The sequence below is a fragment of the Kitasatospora sp. NPDC088160 genome, from assembly GCF_044741445.1.
GTDB lineage: Bacteria > Actinomycetota > Actinomycetes > Streptomycetales > Streptomycetaceae > Kitasatospora.
On record NZ_JBIUSS010000015.1, the window covers coordinates 21,930 to 43,117 of the forward strand.

General features: G+C 73.9%; 16 protein-coding genes. 2 read left to right on the forward strand and 14 right to left on the reverse strand.

Annotation, left to right across the window (positions count from 1 at the left end; all coding sequences use genetic code 11):
* Positions 1-43 precede the first annotated feature (43 nt).
* The 13 genes from ACIOGZ_RS23420 to ACIOGZ_RS23480 all read right to left on the reverse strand — a co-directional run bounded on the left by ACIOGZ_RS23420 (position 44) and on the right by ACIOGZ_RS23480 (position 17,340).
* Positions 44-715 carry a VOC family protein gene (locus ACIOGZ_RS23420; RefSeq protein ID WP_363586667.1) on the reverse strand — a complete coding sequence of 224 codons (672 nt, stop codon included), beginning with the start codon at positions 713-715 and terminating at the stop codon, positions 44-46.
* Positions 715-1,818 carry an NAD(P)/FAD-dependent oxidoreductase gene (locus ACIOGZ_RS23425; RefSeq protein WP_400802944.1) on the reverse strand — a complete coding sequence of 368 codons (1,104 nt, stop codon included), beginning with the start codon at positions 1,816-1,818 and terminating at the stop codon, positions 715-717. Before ACIOGZ_RS23425 ends, ACIOGZ_RS23420 begins: the two co-directional genes overlap by 1 nt.
* On the reverse strand, positions 1,790-2,872 hold the full coding sequence (locus tag ACIOGZ_RS23430) for a hypothetical protein (RefSeq protein WP_400987085.1): 1,083 nt from the start codon (positions 2,870-2,872) through the stop codon (positions 1,790-1,792). Before ACIOGZ_RS23430 ends, ACIOGZ_RS23425 begins: the two co-directional genes overlap by 29 nt.
* Positions 2,865-4,130, reverse strand: coding sequence for a metallopeptidase TldD-related protein (locus ACIOGZ_RS23435; RefSeq protein WP_400987087.1), 1,266 nt, complete (start codon positions 4,128-4,130; stop codon positions 2,865-2,867). The genes ACIOGZ_RS23430 and ACIOGZ_RS23435 overlap by 8 nt, the downstream gene beginning before the upstream one ends.
* On the reverse strand, positions 4,127-6,460 hold the full coding sequence (locus tag ACIOGZ_RS23440) for a lantibiotic dehydratase (protein WP_400987089.1): 2,334 nt from the start codon (positions 6,458-6,460) through the stop codon (positions 4,127-4,129). Before ACIOGZ_RS23440 ends, ACIOGZ_RS23435 begins: the two co-directional genes overlap by 4 nt.
* Positions 6,457-7,947 carry a hypothetical protein gene (locus ACIOGZ_RS23445; protein ID WP_400987091.1) on the reverse strand — a complete coding sequence of 497 codons (1,491 nt, stop codon included), beginning with the start codon at positions 7,945-7,947 and terminating at the stop codon, positions 6,457-6,459. Before ACIOGZ_RS23445 ends, ACIOGZ_RS23440 begins: the two co-directional genes overlap by 4 nt.
* A gap of 8 nt (positions 7,948-7,955) precedes the next feature.
* On the reverse strand, positions 7,956-10,322 hold the full coding sequence (locus ACIOGZ_RS23450; RefSeq protein ID WP_363586673.1) for a lantibiotic dehydratase: 2,367 nt from the start codon (positions 10,320-10,322) through the stop codon (positions 7,956-7,958).
* A complete protein-coding gene (locus ACIOGZ_RS23455; protein WP_400987093.1) occupies positions 10,319-12,877 on the reverse strand; it encodes a hypothetical protein in 2,559 nt (852 codons plus the stop codon). The genes ACIOGZ_RS23450 and ACIOGZ_RS23455 overlap by 4 nt, the downstream gene beginning before the upstream one ends.
* A gap of 4 nt (positions 12,878-12,881) precedes the next feature.
* Positions 12,882-14,669, reverse strand: a complete 1,788-nt coding sequence (locus ACIOGZ_RS23460; protein ID WP_400987095.1) for a hypothetical protein — start codon at positions 14,667-14,669, stop codon at positions 12,882-12,884.
* Between the two features lie 14 nt (positions 14,670-14,683).
* Complete coding sequence (locus ACIOGZ_RS23465; RefSeq protein ID WP_400987097.1) at positions 14,684-14,974, reverse strand: ammosamide/lymphostin RiPP family protein; 291 nt, start codon at positions 14,972-14,974, stop codon at positions 14,684-14,686.
* A 147-nt stretch (positions 14,975-15,121) separates the two neighbouring features.
* A complete protein-coding gene (locus tag ACIOGZ_RS23470) occupies positions 15,122-15,763 on the reverse strand; it encodes an NADPH-dependent FMN reductase (RefSeq protein WP_400802925.1) in 642 nt (213 codons plus the stop codon).
* A gap of 97 nt (positions 15,764-15,860) precedes the next feature.
* Complete coding sequence (locus tag ACIOGZ_RS23475) at positions 15,861-16,691, reverse strand: BTAD domain-containing putative transcriptional regulator (RefSeq protein WP_363586677.1); 831 nt, start codon at positions 16,689-16,691, stop codon at positions 15,861-15,863.
* A 331-nt stretch (positions 16,692-17,022) separates the two neighbouring features.
* A complete protein-coding gene (locus tag ACIOGZ_RS23480) occupies positions 17,023-17,340 on the reverse strand; it encodes a hypothetical protein (protein ID WP_363586678.1) in 318 nt (105 codons plus the stop codon).
* A gap of 934 nt (positions 17,341-18,274) precedes the next feature.
* Between ACIOGZ_RS23480 and ACIOGZ_RS23485 the strand changes: the two genes are divergently transcribed.
* Positions 18,275-18,607 carry a hypothetical protein gene (locus ACIOGZ_RS23485; protein ID WP_400987100.1) on the forward strand — a complete coding sequence of 111 codons (333 nt, stop codon included), beginning with the start codon at positions 18,275-18,277 and terminating at the stop codon, positions 18,605-18,607.
* A gap of 701 nt (positions 18,608-19,308) precedes the next feature.
* On the opposite strand, the gene ACIOGZ_RS23490 is transcribed toward ACIOGZ_RS23485, so the two are convergent.
* On the reverse strand, positions 19,309-20,115 hold the full coding sequence (locus ACIOGZ_RS23490; protein ID WP_363586692.1) for an exodeoxyribonuclease III: 807 nt from the start codon (positions 20,113-20,115) through the stop codon (positions 19,309-19,311).
* Between the two features lie 276 nt (positions 20,116-20,391).
* On the opposite strand from ACIOGZ_RS23490, the gene ACIOGZ_RS23495 reads away from it, so the two are divergent.
* Complete coding sequence (locus ACIOGZ_RS23495; RefSeq protein ID WP_363586693.1) at positions 20,392-21,165, forward strand: GntR family transcriptional regulator; 774 nt, start codon at positions 20,392-20,394, stop codon at positions 21,163-21,165.
* Positions 21,166-21,188: the final 23 nt, after the last annotated feature.

Sequence of the window (21,188 nt, forward strand, 5' to 3'; positions counted from 1 at the left end):
CGGAGGCCGCCCGGTGCCCCCGCGGGTGCGGGGCGTGCGGGGGTCACGGAAGCCGCACCACCGTCTCGCCCTCGGCGGTGTCGATGTGCACCGCCGAGATGCGGGGGCCCGCCGCGGGGTCGACGAGGACGTCGAGCGCGGCGAGTCCGGGCCACCGGTCCGCCCAGTCCCGCTCCGGCGCCGGGCCTGTCTCCAGGAGCCGCAGCGACGTCGGGCACACCCGGTGCCCGGCCGCCTCGAGATCGCCCGGCACCCGTGCCGCGCGCGCCTGCGGGTCGCCGTAGCTCAGGAAGAACGGCAGTACCCGGCTGCGCCACGACAGGTCGAACGCCGCCTCCGCCCACGGCACGCTCAGGCCGTCGGCCCGGACCGACTCGCCGCGGAAGAGGTCCGGATCCGCTCCGGTGACCGTCTCCACCTCGCGCGCGGTGGACTCGATGTCGTCGGTCAGTGCCGCCCAGTTGAGGAAGTCCGGCCCGTCCGCGGTCCGTTCCAGGAACAGCCGGCCGAAGTCCTCGCCCGCCAGCCGCCGTTCGTCGTGGGTGACGAGCAGTTCCAGGTACTGCACGTCGGGCGTGTCGAAGGGCACCACCCAGCTCGCCGTGCCGTCCGGGTTGGGACTGCCGTCGGTGATGCCGAACCCGTACTGGTCCCACAGCAGTTCGCGCAGCGGCTCGATGGTCCGCGCGCCGAGGATCACGTGGTCGATGCGCATCAGGAGGCACCGCCCAGGGCGTGCGAGGGGCACATGCTGTACGGCAGGGCCTCCCAGTCGTCGCCGACCAGGCCGGCGGCCATGCCCTTGCCGGTGGCGCGCGCCGAGAGCAGCCCGTGCCCGGCGTGGCCGGCCGACAGGAAGATCCGCTCGTGGCCGGGCAGCGCGCCCGCCAGCGGCCGTCCGGTGCCGGACACCGGGCGCAGTCCGGCACGGAGCTCCACGGGCACCGAGTCCGCGAGCCCCGGCATGACGGTCGTGGCGAACCGCAGCAGGTGCGCGATGCCCTGGGTGGTCACGTGCTCGGCGAACCCCGTGTCCTCCTCCGTCGCACCGACGATCACGTCGTCACCGACCCCGGGCGCGAGGTAGTAGGCGGAGGACAGGATGCAGTTCAGCTCCTCGTCGGTCCGCAGCACCGCCATCTGCCCGCGCTGCGGCCGGACTCCGGTCGCCTCGGCCAGGCCCTTGCCCGAACTCCAGGCACCGGCCGTGATCACCACCCGGTCCGCGCGGAGCGTCCCGTCGGAGGTCACCACCGAGACGGCCGCGCCCTCCTCGCGTACCTCCCGGACCGTGACGCCCTGCCGCCAGTCGACGCCCCGGGCCAGGCACCGGCGCCGTACGGCGTCCAGGTAGCGGCGGCCGTCGATCATCAGCCCGTCCGGGTCGAGGAGGTAGCGCCTGCTGGTCGGCAGCTTGAGCCCGGGCGCGGCCTGCGCGAGGGCGCCGCCCTCCACCCAGTCGCCGACGCCGAGCCCGCTCAGCACGTCGCCGTGGGCCTCCACGTCCGTCTCGCGCAGGGCGCGCAGGATGGGCCTGGCCACGCTGAACGCGCCGTACTCCGGCTCCAGCCGGGCGACGTCGGCGTCCAGGTCCCGCTTGGCGGTCCGCAGCCAGTCGTAGAACTCCCGGTCGGTGAGGTAGCGCAGCGAGGGAACCGCCACCCCCGCCGCGCGGTTGGTCGCGTGCCCGGGTTCGGCACCGGAGTCGAGCACCCGGACCGACGCCCCGCTGTCGCTCAACTCCTCGGCGAGGCAGGCGCCGACGATCCCTCCGCCGATGAGCGTGAAGTCAGGGGGTGATGACGGTGACGACGGCATGTCCTGCACCTTCCATTTCGGCCGCGCCGGCGAGTACCAGCGAGCGGGTGGTCACGTCGCTGTCGCTGTGGACAGCCATGGGCGGGCCGGCCAGGCCGCGGGCCTGGCGCAGCAGGTGGACGGGCTTGCCCCGCAGGGCGAGGCGGAACCAGCCGCCGGGCCGGTCCGCGACCCTGGCCAGGCACTGGAGCCGGACGGTGCCGTCGCCGTGGTAGCGCTGGAGGCCCTCCACGCACCAGACGAGTTCCACCGCGTCCGGGGGCACCTCGGCCCGGGGCCCGCCGAGTTCGAGCCGGGCCAGCGGCGGCGGGCCGAACCCGCCGGTGTCGTGGTCCCACACGGCCCGGCCGAGCGCGATGCCCTCGGTGAGCGGGGGCGGCGGGCAGATCCGGCCGCCGTCGACCAGGACGGTGGCCGCCGCCGGGTCGCCCCGGTCGTCCAGCCCCGACTCGGGCGGCGCCGACGGCAGATCGGTCAGGGTCAGCTGCGGCAGTATGCGCCGCCCCACCAGCCGGGCAGCGGTCGCGCGACCCCCGCGCGAGGTCAGCGAGAAGGCCGCACCGGCCACCAGCACCGCCGCCGCGGAGGGCCGCAGCAGCAGTGGCCGCTCGCGCCAGTCGTCCGGCGGGTCGGCCGGCACGAACGGCTCCGAGAGCGCCCCGAGTTCGCCCCAGGGCAGCGCCTCCACGAGCCCGGCCGGATCCCCCTGGCCGCTGGTGCCGAGCAGCACCGGACCGCCGGGGGTCTCGACGCGGGCCAGCAGCTCGGCCCGCCTCGACACCGGCAGGCCGTCGCCGTCACGCCACTCGTGGACCTGCGCCACCGCGCTCTGGAGTCCGGCGACGGCCGATGCCGTCCGTTCGGCCGCCTCGGTGAGCAGCAGCCCGGTCTCCTTGCCCGCGTCCTGGTCCGGCGACCCGGCGACCCGGCGGGAGCCGGTGACCCGGCCCTTCGCGTCCCGTTCGAGGCGCAGGGTGTCGAGCGAGACGGTCAGCCGCGCCGCGCCGCGGGTGGGCGTGACGATTCCGGAGGCACGTGTCCTGGTCTCAGCCACGGGCCACCGCCCGCAGCCCGACGAGTCCGGCCGGCAGCCGGAATCCGGCGTTGGCGAACGACACCGGCACCGGGTACTGCCCCAGCTTCCCGCAGCCTCCGGTGGCCCGCAGGTAGGCGGCGACCCGGTGCTCGTAGGGCCGCAGGCCCGCGAGCACCCGCGCTCCGTCACCGGTCACCGTCAGCGGGCCCAGCCGGGCGGTGCTGCCGTCGGCGCGGTGCAGCAGGGAGAACGGGGCGTGGAAGACGAAGGCGCCCGAGGCGATGTTCATCATGTCCAGCCGCAGCCCGTACGGGGCGATCCAGTCGCCCGAGGGCGGCTCCGGCTCGGCCGCGGGCTCGATCAGGGCCACGGTGTGGGTCATCCGGGGGATCGCCGGATGCCGGTAGCTCTGTTTGCGCCCGTGGCCCGTGCCGGGGCCGCCGCCGAGCAGGGCGGCGAGCGCCCGGTCGGTCATCGGCCGCCCCACCGTGCCCCGGTCGATCAGCCGCAGGGTGCGGCACGGGGTGCCCTCGTCGTCGAACGGACTGCGGTAGCCCGGCCCGTCGTGCGCACCGCCGTCGACCACCGACAGCCACGCGGGTGCGACCCGCCGCCCGGCGCGTGCCCCGAGGTAGCTCGTTCCGGACGCGACCACGTCGGCTTCCATCGGGTGCCCGACGATCTCGTGGAAGAACGCCCCGGCGAGACCGGGCAGCAGCACGAGGTCGGCGCCGTCCGGGAGTTCGGTGGCGAGCGGCAGTGCGAGGCGTTCGCGCACCGCGTCGGCCGTCCGCACGGCCGCGTCCCTCAGCCCGTCCGGGGCGGAGCCCGCGGGGGCGCACAGCAGCGACCGGGAGTGGACGGTGCCGTCGTCGCCGGTCAGCCTGGTCTCCAGGGTCGTGACGATCCGCTCCGTGGTGGCGACGCGGTCCGCGCTGCCGGCGGCGACGTGCTGCTGGGCCACACCCAGGGTCAGCTCCGCGCCGGTCTCGGCGGCGATCCCGGCGAGCTCGGCGCGCAGCTCGGGGGTCAGCTCGAACAGCGGCCGTTCCTGCACCTCGCGCAGCGCGTCGGCGGCCTCCGGGCCCGCTCCGGCGGCGCCCGAGGCCAGCAGGTCGTCGCCGTCGGCGAAGCGGTGCTCGGTGAAGCCCCGGTCGAGGTGCCGTTCGACGCTCATTCCGCGCACCGAGGTCCGCTCGGTGGAGACGGCGCCGTCCGGGAGCACGTCGGCCCGCATCCGCAGCGAGTGCTCGGCGAAGAGCGTGGTGTGCGTCATCGCGTGCTGCTCCCGTCGCTGTCGGTGCTGCCGTCGCTGTTCCTGCTGCCGCTGCTGCCGATGATCTGCATCCGCAGCTCGCTGGTGTAGCGCCGGCCCTCGCCGTCGCGCAGCCACAGCTCGTCCGGCCCCGGCGCCATCCGCTCCACGCCCAACTGCTCGGCGCCGCGCGCCACATGGCTGACCAGGTCGGCCGCGAGCGGTGAGGCCAGGTCGATCAGGTACGGCTTGCGCTCATGGGCGCTGCGGCAGAAGACGAACCGCGTTCCGGTCTCCCGGGCCAGCCTGCGCAGCGCGAGGAACCGCGCTTCGGGTTCCGGTGCCGCGAGCGCCGCGGTGGGCACCTGCCACCGGGACCGCTGCAGGACGACCGACCCCAGGGCCACTTCGGGCTGCGCGTCCTCGGTGGTGAAGGTGGGGTGGAGCACCTGCGGATGCGAGAGGGCGGCGATCGGGGCGTACTTGACGAAGTCGCTCAGCGGGACGTACGCGCTGACCGCCTTGCCGTCCGGATCGTGCAGGGTGACGTCGTGCGGCCCGATGCGGACGGTGAGGTCCTCCGGCTTCAGCAGCTCCGGCTGATCGTGGTCGGTCCAGGTCAGCGGGCGCATCGCGACCTCACGGCCGGGGAAGCGGTAGTAGCCCTTGTTGCGGCGCCCGAAGTCGAGGCCGACGACCGCGCCGTCCTGCGCCGCCGTCCAGGCGGCGGCGTCCGCGCCGAGCCGGTCCGGATCCGGGTGCATGGTGCCCAGCCAGCTGCGCACCAGCAGGTGGTGGTGGGCGCGGGAGAGGACGAGCGGGGCGGCGGCGCCGAGCCCGGAGGTGTCCGGCGCCGCGGGGCACAGGTCGATGACCGCGTACCGGTCGCCGTCCAGCGCCCCGGCCTCCTCGGTCAGCCGCTCGACCTCGGACCGCCAGTCGGCGCCGGGGTAGACGGGTGCGTGGGCTGCCTGGAAGGTGCTGGTCGAGTCGGACCGGCTCGCGGCCGCTCGGGTCGCGTACGTGAGGAGGTCCAACTCCGTGGTCGCCGGTGGCCCGGATCCGTCGCGGCCTTCGGCGCCCGCCCCTCCTGCGGTGCCGTCCGTGAAGGCGTCGCGCACCGCGGCCGCCGCCGCGCGCTGGGCGGCTTGCCCGTGCGCGGCGCACACCTCCATCACGGGGGCGAGCTGCCGCTCCCAGTCGCCGACCAGCCCGGCTCCGAGGGTCAGCGCGAAGGGCGACGCGCACTCCTCGAAGAACACGGCGCGGTCGGCGTACGCCGCACCAGCGCCCCGCCTGGCCGGCCTGCCCGTGAACTCGGTGAACCGCTCCTCCAGGGCGGCGACGGCGGCCGCCTTGCGCTCCAGCGGCACCTCCGCCAACTCGCCGATGAGGGAGGAGAGTTCGGCTGTCCGGTCGAGCCACAGCTCGCGGGCCGGCGAGGCGGGCAGCGCGGAGAGCTGGTCCCGCAGGGTCGCGAGGGGCTCCAGGTCGTAGTCGCCGCCGCCGAGGCCGATGGTGACGGCCTCCTCGGCCACCAGCCGCATCAGCGTCCTGGCCACGTCGCGGGCCGGCTGCCCGGCGGCGCGCACCACGTCGCGGAACACCGTTCCGTCCGGGGCCACGAGCGGCAGCAGCGGCTCCCGCGCCGCGTCACCACGTCCGGTGGAGTGGAACGCGAGATGCGGAAGGATCTTGGGGTCCCGGGCGATCGCCGTGGCCAGCGCACGCGCCGCCCAGTGCGAGAAGAACACCCGGCGGACGCGGGGCACGTCGTCGCGCAGTACGGCGCCCTCACCCTCGCCCACCGTGCCGTACGCCATGGGCCCGAAGAAGCTCACCGTCTCGTTCTTCGCGCAGAACCGCTGCACGTACGTGAACATCTGCCGGCGCACCCGGCGCCAGCGCGAGGTCAGCGGGCCTTCGTATGCCAGCAGCGGGAGCAGCATGTTGCGGTACGCGTCCGGGTTGGACAGGAACACGGCCTCGGAGACCCCCGGATCCGCCAGCAGGTCCCGCAGCCGCTTGCCGGCCTCGTCGTCGGCCTGCCGGCAGGCGAGCGCGTAGCGTTCCCAGGCGTCGGCCCAGGCGCTCACCGCCGGCCTCCACTGCGCCCCGCCGGACGCCGGCAGCTGCCGCGCCCGTCCGCGCAGCACGTCGGAGCGCAGCGACTCGGCGCGGGGCCCGCTGAACTGCGCCTCCACCAGTTCCAGGACGGTCCGCTCGCGGTCGAGCAGCTCGTCCGCGAGTTCCAGCAGGGAGTGGGGCGCGCCCAGCTCCTCCAGCCAGTCGAACGGCATTCCCGCATGGCGCAGGATGAACTCCCGCCCGATGCGCCACTGTCGGCTCACTGGCTCCTCCGCATCACGCCGGCCTGGACCAGCCGGTCGGTCAGTTTCCTTCGGGCACCGTCGCTGATCCGGTCCAGGACGGCGGTGTCGCCGGACGAGAGCCGCTCCACGACCGGCGTCAGCTTCGGATGCAGCCGGAACGCGCTGCCCGTCCGCAGGTTCACCACGAACGAACCCGGGCCCTGGCCGTCCGGGCCGGGCCCTTCCCCGGCCACGACGGCGGCCGACGGCTCCCACACCGCGGTCCCGTCCGGTGCGGCGAGCACGCAGCAGGCGAACCGGCCGGGGAACAGGTCGGCCACGGCACCGAGTTCGGCGTTGAGTGCGCCGATCGCCGCGGCGCGCGCCGCTTCGTCGAGCGTCCCGGGCCCGCTGAACCGGTCCCAGCGGGGCAGATCGTGCCCCGGGGCCGGGTGCCGGATCAGCGGCACGCCGCCCCAGGCCTGCGGTGCCGCACCGCCACCGGCCGTCGGCAGTCGGAACGGGCTGAGCCCCGCGAGCCGGGGGCCGGGCCCGGACAGCAGGCTCCGCGCCGTGCCGGTCGTCTCCTCGGCACCCACCCCGGGCGCCCCGACGAGCAGTTCGACCCGGAGCAGGGCCCCGTCCGCCCCGTCCACCGCGTCCGCAGCGTCCAGGACGGCCCGCAGATCGGTACGGCTGCCGTCCGCCCCCGTCACCTCGGCCCAGGACGCCAGCCGTGCCACGGTCAGCGCCGCGCCCCGGCACTCGCGCCACGCCCCGGCGGGCAGCGCCGCCGCCTCGTCCGGGGTCAGCCAGCCCGCCCAGGGGGCGCCGGCCTGCCAGTCGGCCGCGCGGCGGACCCAGCGGACCGGCGTGTCGTCCCCCGACCACTCCTTGCCCAGCCGCCAGGCCGGAGCCCAGTCGTCGAAGCCCGCCGCCGCCGAGAACGGGGCGAGCGCGCGCAGCGCCTCCCGGTGCGCGGTGGCGAAACGCCCGCACAGCACGACCCTTCCGGGGCCGAGCGCCTCCAGGAGCACCGCGGCCGCAGGGAGTTGCTGGTCGGTCTCGATCACCAGGTGCACCCGCCCGTCCGGGGCCGCCGCACGTGTCCACCGCGCCTCGGGCCCCAGCAGCTCGGTTCGCTGCGCGGCCAGCACCACATCGGCGCCGCACTCGGTGGTGCCGTCGACGAGTTCCACGTCGTCCGCGGCCAGCCGCAGGGCCGGATCGGCCTCGCCCGCCAGCCGCAGCGCCATGCCCATGGCGCGCAGCCGGCCCGCGCCATGGCCGCCCCGCGCGATGACCAGCGCGGTGACCCGTGCGGCGGCCCGCGCGAACAGCGCCCTGGTCCGGTCCTCCGCGGGGTCGCTCCCGCCGCGCCTGCCGAGGGCGTAGTCGTCGGCCAGCGCGGCGAGTGCCCCGGTGCCCGCGAGGCGTGCGACGAAGTGCGCGTTCACGTCGATCAGTTCGTCGTCCGGCCCGAGTTCCGGTTCCAGACTCGGATCGAACAGGGGAGGGAGCACCACCCGGCGCGTCACCGCTCACCACCGCCTCGCAGATACACACAGCGCAGCTCGGAGGCGAAGCGCAACTCCCCGTCCCGCAGCCAGGCGTCCTCGGGTGCGGGCAGCGTCTCGGACAGCAGGAGCTGTTCCGCCGTGCCCGCCAGCCGGGCCATGCCCTTGAGGAGTTCGGGGCTCGCGGTGTCCACGTACACCGGTTTGCGTTCGGCCGGTGACTTCGCGAAGAAGCGGTCGGGCAGGCCCCGTTCCCGGAGCAGCCGGGCCGAGGCGAGCAGCCGCTCGGCCTCCTGCCGGCTGCCGTGCGCCTCCAGCAGCGCCGCGCTCGGCAGCGCCCAGCGGCGCCGCGAGAACACCACGTTGCCCCAGCGCAGCCGCGGCACGTGCGGCAGGTCCGGCAGCACCGGGCGGCGGATCCGGGGCAGTGCCAGCGCGGTGTGCACGGCGGTGTCGAGCTCGCCGTTGTGGAACAGCAGGCTCCGGCCGGGGTGGGTTTCGCCGCGCAGGACGACCCGTTCGCCGTCGCTCTCCAGCCACAGCTGGTCCAGGCCGATCCGCTCCCGGTCCGCGCCGGCCCTGCCGCCCAGTTCGAGCACCACGCCGGGGAACTCCAGCGGCGGCAGCCCGGTCGTACGACGGGAGATCACGTTGACGGCCAGCTGGTCGCCCAGGGCCCTGCGCACCCCGGCGTCCCGCTCGGCGAGCAGCGCCGCGGCGTCCGGATGGAACTGCAGCGCCCACGGGGTGAGCAGCGCCGCGTCGTGGATGTCGCCGAGCACGAGCGGGGTCACCCCCGGCTCGTACCCGGCCAGGTCGGGCGCCGCGATCAGGACGTCGATGGAGCACAGCACCGGGGCGGCAGGCGGTGGCGGTGCGGCGAGCAGCCCCGCCACGTCGAGTTCGGCCCGGTCCGCGCCTTCGGCCTCGACCACCCGGCTCAGCTCGGCGCCGAGCTCTCCACCCGGCTCGATGGCGAGGTCCGCGCACTCCCGCAGCGCCCGCAGCAGCGGGATCCTTCCCGCTCCGAGCCGGGCCGCGACCGCCCGGTTGGTGCGTACGCGGGTCGCCTCGGCCTCGTGGGCCAGCAGGTCGAGCACCGGCGCGACGGCGTCGCACATGTCGCGGGCCAGCGGTCCACGGACCTCCAGCCCGGCCGTGCCGACGGCGGCCTCGTGGATGATGACCCGGTCGTTGTAGAAGCGTCCGCGTTCCGCCGAGCGGTCGGTGACGGGCAGCAGCGACTCCAGTTCGGCCTGGACGGTCAGTTTCCGCTCGGGCGGCGCCGACGGGTAGCCGTCGAGCAGTTCGAGCACCTTCACCAGCAGGGCCCGCACCCCGGCCGCGCGGGCGGCCGTCTCGGTGTCCGAGGCGTCGATGCGCTCCAGGGTCCAGCGCAGCGGGTCGACCACGGTCGCCGGCGGACACAGGGTGTGCGTCAGCGTCCCCTTCGCCACGGCGGCCGCGAACGCCTCCACCGCCTCCAGGGCACCGGCGCCGCACCCGGACGCGATCCCGGCCACCGTCCGTACGCCGTCGGCCTCCCGCAGCAGCGCCGCGCCGACGCCCGTACCGCGGGGCGGCCCCGTCATCGTCTTGCGCACCGGTGCCAGCCGCTCGGCCAGCGCCGGGTCGCCCAGCAGCAGGTCCTGCACGGCGTCGTTGACCCGGGCCGCGGTGTGCGCCTGGCGGACCCGGATCGCCGTGTGGCCCTCCCAGTCCAGCGCCGTGGCGGCGTCGGAGCCAGGGCTGAGCCTGCCGTAGTTGATGGGCCCGAAGAAGCTCATCGTCTCGCTCTTGGACGCCAGCCGCTGTGCGTAGGAGGCGAGTTGGCGCCGGATCCGGCCGCCGGTCGCACCCCGTGCGAGATCGCGGTGGACGGCGGGCGATGAGCAGACGATGGCGTCGTTGACCCGCGGATCGGTGCGGACGGCGGCGAGCGCCTCGTCGACCGCCGCCGTGTCGGCCTCGACGGTGGCGGCGAGCCGCTCCCGCACCGCGCTCACCCGCTCCGCCGCGGCGTTCCACTCGGCCAGCCAGTCGGCGGGCAGGTTGTCCGACGCGGGCAGCGGCCGCAGACCGCGCAACTTCGCCTGCTGGCCCCGGGACAGCCGCCCCGCCGGGTGCAGCCGTGACGCCACGTCGCCCGACCGGGCCTCCAGGGCGAACAGCTCCTCGATGAGCAGACGGGTCCGTTCGCAGGCCAGTCGCTCGACCATCTGCCAGGGGAACCCGGCGCTGCGCAGGACGACCGTGGGCAGCAGCTCCCAGCCGTGCCGCCGCGGCGCCGGCGCCGACTCCTGCGGCGACAGGTCGGATCGGTCGGACAGGTCGGATCGGTCGGACCGGTGGGATCGGTCGGATCGGTGGGATCGGTGGGTCATGACGATGCCCTCTTCATGGCGATCCGGAACTCCGAGGTCACGGGGGCCCCGCCGTGGCGCAGCCACAGCGCGTCCGGCGCAGGCCTCATCTCGGCCAGCGACACCGTCGCGCTGTCACCGGCCAGCACCATCGCCACCAGGGCGTCGACGGCCAGCGGACTGTCCAGGTCGATTCCGACCGGTTTCGGCTCGTGCGCGAGGGAGGCGAAGCAGAACCGGGGCACTCCGTGCCGGGCCCGCAGCGACTGGACGGCGAGGAAGGCGGCGGCGGGGTCGCGCGCCGCGTCGACCCCGAGGTCGGCCCGGTCGAACCACCAGCGCGCCCGCTGCACGAGCAGGTCCCCGACCACGATCCTCGGCGCGAAGTCCCCGATCCGCACCAGCGGCAGCCCCACTCCGGGTGCGGCGAAGGCCCGCAGGTGCACGTGGTCGTCCTCGCCGGCGTACAGGGTCAGTTCCCCGTCCGGGGTGCGCAGCCGGGGCGTGCCGTCCACCAGGACGACGCTCAGATCGGTCAGCGGCACGGTCCGCTCCCGGTCGTCGGTGGCCACCGAGGTGATCTCGATGAAGCGGCCCGGGAACCAGTCGGCCACCAGGCCCTTGTGGCGCCTGCGGCGGATCACCGTGGCCAGCCGCTCGGGGCCGCCCCACGGTTCGAGACCCGCCGCGAAGTCGCCCAGCATCCGGTCCTGTTCGTCGCTGAACAGCCCCTGTGAACCCCAGGCGAAGACGTACGGGTGCAGCTCGCCCAGCACCAGCAGTCCGCCGCCGTCCTCCCGGCTCTCCAGCATCAGGTCAGGGCTGACGAAACGGGGCCGGCCGGGCTCGGGCGCGAACCCCGCGAGCTCGGCGGGGGAGAGCCGGGCCTCCTGGCCCCGCACGGCGGATTCCACCAGTGCCGCGTAGTCCCGCTTGAACCCGATCAGTGGCCCGGCGAGCCGGTCCAGACCGCCCGCCTCGACCGAGGCGCGCATCCGGCGGATCAGCTCGTCGTACGGCATGGCGCCGCCGCCCGCCTCGCGCAGGATCCCCGCGCACAGCTCGGCCGCCGCGTGCTGCTGGAGCTCGCCGTAGCGGGCGGCCACGTCCAGCACCGGGCTGAGCTCGGACTCCCAGCGCCCGGCCACGTCGCCACCGACCACCACCGGGCTCTGGTCGCCCTTGGCGTCCAGGGACACCACCAGCCGGTCCGCGTACATCCGGCCGCCGGCGCGACGTGCGTCGACTTCGGTGAGCCGGGTGAAGCACTCCTCGACGCGCTCCAGCGCGGCCGCCCGGGCGCGGTGGCCGTCGGCCGCCGCGTAGGCGTCGCCCAGGTCGCGCAGTTCCCGCAGCCGCACCGGCCAGGCGGTGCCCTCCGCGTAGCGGTCGGCCCAGGAGACCAGCCAGTCCAGCGGCCGCGCCGCCGTGGACGGCGGCTCGGGCCAGAGCCGGACGGCCCCGGCCTGCCGCAGCCGGTCCAGGACCCGGCGCGTCTCCGCGAGGTCGAGCCCCGCCAGCGCCGCCAGTTCGACGGGGGAACGTCGCCCGTCGACGGCCTCGGCGAGCTGCCACCGCACCCCGGACAGGGTGATCCGGCGGCCGTCGGCGGACTGGATCGTCCCCGACGCCGTCCCCGGCACCTCGCCCGACCCCGGTGTCCCGCCCGGTGTCCCGCCCGGTGTCCCGCTCGGTGTCCTGCCCGGTGTCCTGCCCGGTGTCCTGCGGCAGGACGGCATCCAGGCCACGGGCGGGCGGTCCCGCACCTGCGGGTCCGTACCGATGAGCTTGGCCAGCTCGCACACCGCCCAGAACGCGGTCTGCGCCTCCAGGACGTGGTAGCCGCAGGCCGTCTCGGGGCCGAGGACGGTGCCCTCGGCCCCACGGTCGACCCGGCCGTGCACCAGCGGACCGAAGAAGCTGGTCGTCTCGTTCTTCGCGCCGAGCCGCTGGCCGTACAGGTAGACCCGGCGGTAGAAGGACCGGTCCTTGGCGCGGTTGCGGCCCGTCGCGCTGTCCTGCTGCTGCCAGCCGTCGACCCAGCGCACCGCCTCGGTGTGGAAAGACGGCGACAACTGGAGCAGGGCGTCGCACACCCGCTCGTCGCGGAGCAGGTCGCGGACCCGCTCCGGCCGCCGCAGCACCTCCTCACCCAGCGCGGCGGTCAGCCGCTCGCCCGCCTGCTGCTGAGCGGAGTGCGCCGCGCGGTAGCCGTCGACCGCCGATGCCACCGCCGACGCCACTGCCGATGCCACGTCGCCGCCGCGCGGGTCGGGTTCCACCGGCAGCCGGCGGCCCACCCGGCCGCGCAGCTTCGACAGTTCGCGCAGTCCGGCCCGGTCCCGCTCGCGGTCGGCGCCGGTGACGGACTTGGCGATCGCCTCCTGGAGCCGGGCGCGGCTCCGCTCGAACCGCGCCACCACCTCCCGGTACTCCGCGGCCGCGGCACCCGCCGGCCCGTCACCGAGAGCGGTCAGCAGGCCGATGCCGAAGCCCGCCCGCCGCAGCAGCAGCCGATCGTAGAGCTGCCACCTGGCCCGCTGTCCCGTCTCCCCCTGGGTCGCATGGTCGGTCATGGCCTCAGTCCTGAAAGTTGATCAGGTCGAACGGGCGGTTGAGCTTGGTCCGCGGCCTGGGCAGCAGCCCTTGCAGGTCACCGCCGTCGGCGACGGCCTTGGCGAGGGCGTCCGCCGCACCGGGACGGGTGAGGCTCAGCGGCGCCATGGCCGCCACCGACCCGGCCGCGGCCACGGAGCCGGTCGTCATCACCCGACCCGCCTGGGCCAGCGCGATGCGGTACGGGTCGCCCAGCAGCCGCGCCGCGGACTCGGCGCGCTCGTACTGCTCGGCGCCCGTCCTCGCGTCACCGCCGGAGGCGTGCAGCATGCCCAGTTCGAGACGCACCTCGGTCTCGTGGAAGCGGTCACCGAGCTCGGCCGCGTTCTCCAGCGTAGTGTCCAGGTCCGCCAGGGCGGCGTCCCGCTCGCCGACGAGCAGCCGCAGCCCGGCGCTGCGGTACGCGTGGTGCTTGCGGAAGCCCGCGTTCGACGAGCCGGCGGCCTGCTTGAACTTCTCCCAGGTCGCCAGGGCCGAGGCGTGCTTGCCCGCCTTCTCCTGGAGCACGCTGATGTTCGAGTACAGGTTGATCCGCAGATGCGCGGCACTGGCGTCGGTCAGACCCGCCATGCAGGCCAGCGCCTGCTTCTCGTGCTCGAAGGCCGCCCCGAGGCGCCGCTCCGCGAACAGGGTCAGCCCGCGCAGGTTGTGCAGCCAGCCGCGCTCGCGGCGTACGCTCTCGGCCTCGCCCGGACGTTCCCCGACGACCTCAAAGCCCTGCTCCACCTCGGCGACTGCCTCCGCCAGCCGGTTCTTGCGCTTGGACAGGGTGAGCGCGGAGTACAGGTGCGACTGGGCACGCAGCTCCGGGGAGAGGCCGGCGGCGTCCTCCCGGATGGCCCGGAAGCAGGCGAGGGCCGTGTCCTGGTCCCCGCGGAAGCCCGCCTGGATGCCGAGCACCTTGAGCAGGAAACCGCGTACGTCGGCGGTGCCGCGCAGGATCGCCGTCTCGAACTCGATGGCGTGGACGAGCTCCTCCTCGCGCTCCGCCTCGGCGAGCAGCCCGGGTATGCCCGACTCGGGGATGCCGGCGAGCAGCCCGATCGCCTCGTCGGCGACGACCGCCATGCCCTCCCAGTTCGTGGAGAAGAACGCCCGGCGGCAGTAGGCCAGCGCGGCGGCCACCCGGTCCACGGCGGAGCCCTCGGAGTCCCTTGCCCGCAGGAAGAGTTCGCCCTCCTCGGACACCGGCTCGAATCCGGCGTCGGGAGCCGTACCCAGGTCCACGGCCAGGTCGCCCTCGGTGACCGGCAGCCCCATGCGGCGCAGACAGCGCACCCGCTCCCCGCGGTAGTCGGCGTACCGGCCGACCGGCTCGCGCACGGACGTCGGTGCGTCCAGCAGCAGTTCGGCGCCCTCGACGAGCTGCGCGTGCTCGAAGGCCCGCATGAAACCGCGCAGCGAGGACAGGTCGGTGCCGCCCATCCCGCTGAGCAGCAGGGGCCTGCCCAACTGCGCGGTGCCCGTGCAGAGGGCGGTCGCGGCCACCGTCAGCACGCGGTAGACCTGCTCGCTCTCCCGGTGCAGCCGCCGCTCGGAGGGCGCGAGCGCGATCTCCTCCAGCGGCGCGGTGCCGGGCGCGGTCTCGGCGGGAAAGAGCTCCGCCCATTCGGACGGGTGCCCGGCCGCGAGGCCGGTGAAGTCGGCGCCCTCGGCACGCAGGGCGTCGATGCCCGCCCGCAGCCCCGTGTACGAGGCGGCCGGGCCGGTGTTCACGTCGACCAGGACGGAGTCGGTGGATGCGCGGCTCACCTCGGCCGCCCGCGTCACCATCGCGAGGGCTCGGTGGTGGCGAGGGCGAGCGGCGCGATCTTGTTCTCGACCTCGTCGAGGTCGAAGTCGACGTCGTCCAGCTCGTCCAGCGCGTCCAGTTCGGTGTCCTCGGCGGATTCCGTCCCGGCGGTCTCCGCCTGGGGGGTTTCCGCCTGGGGGGTTTCCGTCCCGGCGGTTTCCACCTCGGGGGCTTGCGCTTCGGGGGCTTCCGCTTCGAGGGCGAGAGCCTCGGCGGTCTCCTCCGGCTCTGTGGACTTCGCGGTGGACTTCGCGGTGTCTTCCATGGCGCGCTCCATTCGGAATCACGGTCGGACGTGGGAATGCGGATGCGAAGGATCCGGTGTCAGGGCAGCCGGAACCAAAGGGGTGGGCGGGGATCGTGACGGCGGACGTACGGGGGCGGCAGCGGTCGGAGGTAGGCCCCCGGACGCTCAGCCGGCCGGCGTGCGCATCCGGGCGAACTCGACCACTTGCCGTCCGACGGTGGCCAGTTGCGCGGTGAGATGCGGGTCGCCGGTGCTGCCGCCGGCGCTGTCGTCGGACGCCAGGGTGACGCTCTCCGTGTTGATGGCCACGCCCAGGGGAGTGGGCCAGCCCCTCAGGGCGTGCACGACGGAGCGCAGCCCCGCCAGCGTCGAAGCAGCCTGCGTCCCGCGTGCGGTGACGACACAGCCGACGGCGCGGCCGTGCAGATAGGGACGCGCGTCCTCACGCAGGTCCTCCAGGTAGTCGAGGGCGTTCTTCACCAGACCGGAAACGCCCCCGTGGTACGCGGGCGTGCCGATCACCAGGCCGTCGGCGAGGGCGACGGCCTCGACCAGCCGCCGGGCCGCCGGGGTGCGCAGTGACTCCCCCGGGGCGTAGAGCGGCAGTTGAAGTTCCTCGGCACCCAGCAGCAGGGTCCGGGCCCCCGCCGCCGCGGAGGCCGCGAGTACCGCCCGGACCGCCCGTTCCGTCGAGGAACCGGAGCGCACGGTGCCCCCGATGCCGACGATCAGGGGCCCGGCATCGGCTGGGGCACCAACACCGGGATTCTCCACCGAAAGAACGGAACCCTGGTTCGTCTCCAGCACGGTTACACCAATCTCCTTGACCGGTCGCGGTTTTCGGAGTCTAGACAGGGCGGTTATGCGCTGGTTATGAGCTGGTTATGCGTGGGTTATGCATTGGTTATGCATTGGTTACGCCTGGGCCGGAGGTCTGGTCCGCAGTGCGGGCGGGCGCGTCCTGGGTGCGCAGAACCCGGTCCAGGAGCCGCTGGGTGTCAGGGCTGACATCGATGTCCAGACCGTCCGACATCCGGGCCCGGCACAGCTTGTACCAGGACCTGGCCTGCGCTAACTGGCCCAGATCGCCGTGCACTTGGATCAGGGTCCGGTAGACGTCCTCCTGGTACGGGTCGATGTCCAGCGCGCGGCGGCACATGTCGATGACCTTCGGCAGCTCGCCCCGGTCCAGTGCCTCCTGGAGGAGGAAGTCCGCCGCTCCCAGCGCGAGGGACCGCACCCAGTCCCGCTGCTCCCTGGCCCAGTCGGCGGTCTCACCGGGCAGGAAGTCCCCGGTGTGGAGATCCAGCGCGCTGCGGTAGTACTCCGCGGCCGCGCGCGGATCACTTCGGGCCGCCGCCCGGTGCCCTTCGTTGCACAGCCGCTCCAGTTCCTCGAAGTCCAGCCAGGCGTCGTGGAGTTTGAGGGAGTACCCGTACTCGCTGCAGACGATCTCCGCGGCCGGCTGCTCCTCCGCGGCCTGCTGCCCGCTGAGTATCTGGTGCACCGCGTGCTTGGCGACCTTGAGGGAACTGGAGCCCGCCGACCGGGTGCGGTCGGGCCACAGCGCGGCGTGCAGTTCGTCGCGGTCGACCGTGCGGCCCCGGTTGATGAGGAGGTAAAGGAACAGTGTGCGCGCTTTGCCGGCCCGCCAGCGTCTGACCGGGAGTCCCCCCAAGTCCAGTGAAAAGCCGCCGAGGCAGCGTACGACGGCAAGCGTGGAAATCTCGGTCATGTTGGAAACCCTCCTTCTTCGTGGGGGTAACAGGATGCGAACACACTGGCGCGGTCGGTCGGGACAGGCCTGTGGGGGAGGCAACCCGGTCGACCGGTGGTACGACCGGGGTGAGGGCCGGTCGCCTTATCTGTGTTGACGTACGGGAACGTCGTGGCCGTTCGGAGAATGCCGGTCCGACGGACGGCGGGAAGCGGAGTCTCCGGTTCGACTCAGGGAATCGGCGGACGGCTTCCGGGGCTGGTTCACGGCCCTTCACGCGCGCGGGTCGGCCCGATCGGCCTGGCGTCGGTGCTCCGCCTCGGCTGCGACGCGACGGGAAGCCCTCGTCTCACCGGAAGGCGCTGATGGTGTACTCGCTCATGGTGAGGTGTCGCGGCGATTCGGACACGCCCTCACGCGATTCGGCCGGTTTTCCGCGAACTTCGGCGCTCTTTCCGACCTCGTCGATCGGCGGCTTCACGAAGTCGATTCCGAGAAGGCGCCGCCGGCCGCCGAACCCGGGTCTGTGTACGCACGATCGGCGCGCTGATTCCGCCGACACGTCCCACCCCATGGCGGCGGCGGAGGCCCGGGCCGGTGTGACGAGCGAGAGCCCGGCGGTCGCCGGAGCGGCGGCGACCAGGGCTCCAAGTAGCGTGCGCGGCATGATGTACGTTCTCCAGAGTTGCCTGCCGGGCACCGTCCGGCCGCCCGAGTCAGGAAGATCAGGAATGACTCTGGCTCCTGGCAATAAACAAGCAATGAACAGCAGATACGGCCCCGGCACCCGCCCGTTTCGACTCGCCGGGTGAACGAACTACACCACCCCGAAGCCCGAATCAAACCCGCCCGCCGTTCGCCCCCGTACGATCACGCGCCACGACGCTCCAGCACACCCCCCGAAGGATGAACCCTCGCCGCCCCGCCCCGACACCCACACGCCGAAGCGCCCCACACCCGCCTCTACCACCCCGCCCGCCTACGGCGCCGCGCCCCGCCCCGGGAACGGCCGCATGCCTGGTCCCCGTCACACCGGTCGGGCCATCCCTGCGGGTGCGGGGAGGAGTCGACACGGCGTTGGGCGTCGCCGGGGTGCTGCGGCTGACCCCCGCGGGTGCGGGGAGAACCGGTGGCGGTGGCGTTCGACGAACGTTGCGATCGGCTGACCCCCGCGGGTGCGGGGAGAACCCTTCGCGACCTGGGACGTTGTGGCGGCTTTGCCATTTCTTTGCGTGGCTTGGCGCGTTGTTGTGGGGACGTCTCAACGTCGCTGGCGAGGTGTTGAGGTGTCAAAGGGCTTGCGAATCATCCCACGTGTCGGTGACGTGCGGGGCCGATCGCCCTATACGTACGGTTCGCTGCCGCCGGGCCCGCGGACCGCCCAGTTTCGTAAGCGCTGGGAGGTGTGGACTGCGCCTGCTGGGCCGAGTGGGATCCGGGCGCAGCGGGTGCGCGAGGCCGTGGAGGAGGTGACGTGAGGTGCGCGGAACCAGGGTTGGCGTGGGTCCGATCGGGAACAGTTCGTGCTTCCCGTGGCGGTTTCGGAAGTGGTTGTTGCGGCTGGCGCCTTCGGCAGGTGGGCCGGCTGTGCGCCAGGCGTGGTGAAAGGATCTGTCCGGGCCGCCACCGCCTCCTCACCTCCCTCGGGGGCCGCACCCAGTCCCCCCCCACAGGACCTTGACGCAGCCGCCGCCCTCTGCCGCTCCCTGCTCGCCGAACTCCGTGTCCTGGTCGTCCTCGACAACGTCGCCACGGTCAGCCAGGTTCGCCCCCTGCTACCCGGCAGCGCCAGCAGCCGGATAGTCGTTGTCAGCCGCAGCCGGCTCTCCGGCCTCGCCGTGTGCGACGGCGCCCGCCGCCTCATCCCCGGCACCTTGCCGGAGCCTGAAGCCGTCGCCCTGCTGCGCACCGTCACCGCGGGTCACCGGCCGTAGGGCGACCCCGCCCAGCTCGCCGAACTCGCCCGGGTCTGGGCCAAACTGTCCCTGTCCCTGTCCCTGGTCCTGCACATCGCGGTCGAACGCGCCGCCGGCCTGCCCCACAGGGGACTGGACGAGCTGATCTCCGACCTGCGCTACGAATCCGCCCTGTGGGACGCCCCGAGCGTGGAGACGACGAGGACGCCGACGCCGTCCGCCCTTCGGCAACTCGACTGCCACGGCGCCACCCCCGAACGCCTGCGCGTCATCGCCCCTTCCGCGCCCTCGGCCGCGAAGCCCGCGGAACCTGCCGCAGCCTCAGCGCCTGGACCACCGACCTCCTCGACGTCGCCGCCAGCCGCGTCAAACGCCGCTTTTACGTCATCGGCGACCGCGCGCCCCACGTCGGTGTCCTCGCCGCCGAACTCCCCGCCTGCCACCATTCACGCCCGCGGCACCTGGCCCCGCGACGACCCCGGACAGGCGGATGCACCCGGGTAGACCGTTCGGCGGCGCCGTCCGGAGCGCGGGAGATTTGTCGGACGACGGGCGGTCTGAAGCTGCCATCGTCGAGAAGCGGTGAAACGAACTGACTTGTCAAACCGGCCCGGGCGAGCTGGCAGGCCTCGTCAGGTGATCCGAGCGGCCCTGAACCCGGGGAGGCGCCGTCGGTCGAGGCCGCCCCTGGGCTCTGCTCAACTGTGGCTGCCTGTGGGTCAGTTGTCGCCCAGGTCGTAGGCCGCGGTGACGGGCGCGTGGTCGGACCAGCGCTCGGTGTGGGTGGCGGCGCGTTCGACGCGGGCGTCGGTGGCGCGGGCGGCGAGGCCCGGGGTGGCGACCTGGAGGTCGATGCGCCAGCCGGAGTCGTTGTCGAAGGCGCGGCCGCGGTAGGACCACCAGGAGTAGGGGCCGGTGCGGTCGGGGTGGAGGGTGCGGACGACGTCGACGTAGCCGGCTTCGTCGTAGACGCGGGAGAGCCAGGCGCGTTCTTCGGGGAGGAAGCCGGCGGACTTCTGGTTGGCCTTCCAGTTCTTGAGGTCTTCGGGGCGGTGGGCGATGTTCCAGTCGCCGCAGACGACGACCTCGCGGCCGTCGGCGGCGGCGCGGGTGCGGAGGGCGGTGAGGTGGACGAGGAATTCCGCCATGAAGCGTTCCTTCTCGTCCTGGCGTTCGGTGCCGACCTCGCCGGAGGGGAGGTAGAGGCTGGCGACGGTCAGCCCCGGCAGGTCGATCTCGACGTACCTGCCCGTGTTGTCGAACTCCTCGGACCCGAATCCGATGACGGTCCGCTGCGGCTCCTGGCGGGACAGGACGGCGACGCCGGCCCGGCCCTTGGCGACGGAGGGGGCCCAGACCGCGTGCCAGCCGTCGAGGTCGCGCAGTTCGACGGGCAGTTGCTCCGGCTCGGAGCGCACCTCCTGGAGGCAGACCACGTCCGCCTCGGTGCCGGCCAGCCACTCGACGAAGCCCTTCTTGGCCGCCGCCCGGATTCCGTTCACGTTCACACTCGTCACCACGATCACCCGGGCAGCCTACCGAGTGCCGGGGCCTGCGCCGAAGCGTGACGCGCGCCGCCGCGGGATGACGTGAACGCGGCATGAATGTGTGCGACAGTCGCACCAAGCCGCGCCATTGGTCTTGACCATCTCCGGACGATGCCCCTAGGGTCGCTTACTGCAAAGACCTTTAATAAAGAAGGACGGATAAAAGCCCGCTCTCCCACCTGCCGCATCCGCGGACAGCGGGCCCGGGATCCGCCCTCCTTACCGCAGGGTGGACGAAGCAGGGTGGAGGACACGGTGGGGACGACTGGACAGCTTTCGGCGGTGCCGGAACCGAAGTACTGGCACCTGCGTACGGTGCTGCTGCGGGCCATCGACTCGGAGTTCTCCACCGGCCAGGTCCTGCCCAACGAGCGCGAGCTCTCCGCCCGCTTCGGAGTCGCCCGGGCGACCCTGCGGCAGGCCCTCGACCAGCTGGAGCTGGAGGGTCGCCTGGTGCGTCGCCGGGGGATCGGCACCCTGATCGCCGCCCCGCGGGTCGGCGTCCCGGTCAACCGGCAGGAGGAGGGCTGGCCCGGCGTCGGCCGCAGCCACGCCTGGAGGACGGTCGACTGCACCACCGCCCCCGCCCCGGCGCAGCTGGCCAAGGGCCTCGGCATCGCCGAGGGCGCCACCGTGCACACGGTCCGCCGGGTTCGCCTGGTGGAGGGCCGGGCGGTGGCCACCGAGTCGCTGCACGTGCCGGCCGCCGCGCTGCCGCACCTGCCCGGCTTCCGGGCCGAGAGCGACCGGGCCCGCTCGGTGCTGCGCCAGCTGGAGCGGCTGGAGGTGGACGGCGAGTCCCGCGCGGTCGAGCTGGGTGTCGCCGAGGCCGACGAGGCCGCCCTGCTGGAGCGCCCGCCCGGTTCGCCGGTGCTGGTGATGACCACCCAGTACGCGTCGGCCGGCCGCCTGGTGGCGCTCGCCGTCGCCACCTACCGGGCCGACACCTGCAAGCTGACCTTCGGCTCGACCGGGCTGGTCGAGGTCACCCCGGTCGGCGCTGCGGCCGAGGTCCGCACCGCCTCCTGAACCACTTTTCCGACACCCTCAGA

Coding starts and splice junctions, on each gene's coding strand:
- ACIOGZ_RS23420 (WP_363586667.1), bottom strand. CDS start 715: ATGCGCATCGACCACGTGATCCTCGGCGCGCGGACCATCGAGCCGCTG.
- ACIOGZ_RS23425 (WP_400802944.1), bottom strand. CDS start 1,818: ATGCCGTCGTCACCGTCATCACCCCCTGACTTCACGCTCATCGGCGGA.
- ACIOGZ_RS23435 (WP_400987087.1), bottom strand. CDS start 4,130: ATGACGCACACCACGCTCTTCGCCGAGCACTCGCTGCGGATGCGGGCC.
- ACIOGZ_RS23450 (WP_363586673.1), bottom strand. CDS start 10,322: ATGACCCACCGATCCCACCGATCCGACCGATCCCACCGGTCCGACCGA.
- ACIOGZ_RS23455 (WP_400987093.1), bottom strand. CDS start 12,877: ATGACCGACCATGCGACCCAGGGGGAGACGGGACAGCGGGCCAGGTGG.
- ACIOGZ_RS23465 (WP_400987097.1), bottom strand. CDS start 14,974: ATGGAAGACACCGCGAAGTCCACCGCGAAGTCCACAGAGCCGGAGGAG.
- ACIOGZ_RS23475 (WP_363586677.1), bottom strand. CDS start 16,691: ATGACCGAGATTTCCACGCTTGCCGTCGTACGCTGCCTCGGCGGCTTT.
- ACIOGZ_RS23480 (WP_363586678.1), bottom strand. CDS start 17,340: ATGCCGCGCACGCTACTTGGAGCCCTGGTCGCCGCCGCTCCGGCGACC.